General features: G+C 75.8%; 1 protein-coding gene and 1 pseudogene. Both read right to left on the bottom strand.

Features of this window, described 5'->3' with window-relative positions; genetic code table 11:
• A partial coding sequence (locus tag G3I65_RS16250; protein ID WP_160696860.1) for a sigma-70 family RNA polymerase sigma factor occupies nt 1-499 on the bottom strand: 499 nt, incomplete at its 3' end.
• A pseudogene (locus tag G3I65_RS16255) lies at nt 496-681 on the bottom strand (hypothetical protein); the annotation flags it as partial. The pseudogene G3I65_RS16255 and the gene G3I65_RS16250, both read right to left, overlap by 4 nt.

Consider the following 681-nt stretch of genomic DNA (forward strand, 5'->3'; position numbering starts at 1 on the left):
CCGGTTCCCGGACCACCCGGACCCGGCGCCGCGCGGCCGAGGCGAGCTGGCGGCAGGCGGGCACCGACCGGTCGAGGACCGCCGCGACCTCGGCGAACGGGTAGCCGAAGACGTCGTGCAGGACGAACGCCACCCGCTCGGCCGGGGTCATCGCGTCCAGCACGACGAGGAACGCCATGGTGACCGACTCGGCCAGCGCGACGCGGTCGGCGGGATCGGCGAGCGGGTCATCGGGCACGGGCTCGGGGAGCCACTCGCCGACGTACCGCTCGCGGCGGACCCGCGCCGAGCCGAGCAGGTCCAAGCAGAGGCGGGCGGCGACCGTCGTGAGCCACGCGCCGGGCGACTCGATCGCCTCGCGCTGCGGCGCGGACAGCGCGTACCACCGCCCGAAGGCCTCCTGGACGACGTCTTCGGCGTCGCTCAGCGAGCCCAGCAGCCGGTAGGCGAGGCCGGTCAGCTGCCGCCGTTCGTGCACGATCGCGCTGGTCACGGTCATTCGACGAATCCCGGCGCCCGGTTGTGACGCACGCACCGGCCCCGCAGCACGACCGCCACCGGAGCGGCGAGCTGTTCGAGGTCCGTCCGCGGATCCCGGTCGTAGACGACGGCGTCGGCCGGGGCGCCGGGCTCCAGGCCGCGCAGTCCCAGGTACTCGCGCGCGCTCCAGGACGCCGCCGC

Origin of the sequence: Amycolatopsis sp. SID8362 (assembly GCF_010550475.1) — a bacterium.
GTDB lineage: Bacteria > Actinomycetota > Actinomycetes > Mycobacteriales > Pseudonocardiaceae > Amycolatopsis > Amycolatopsis eburnea.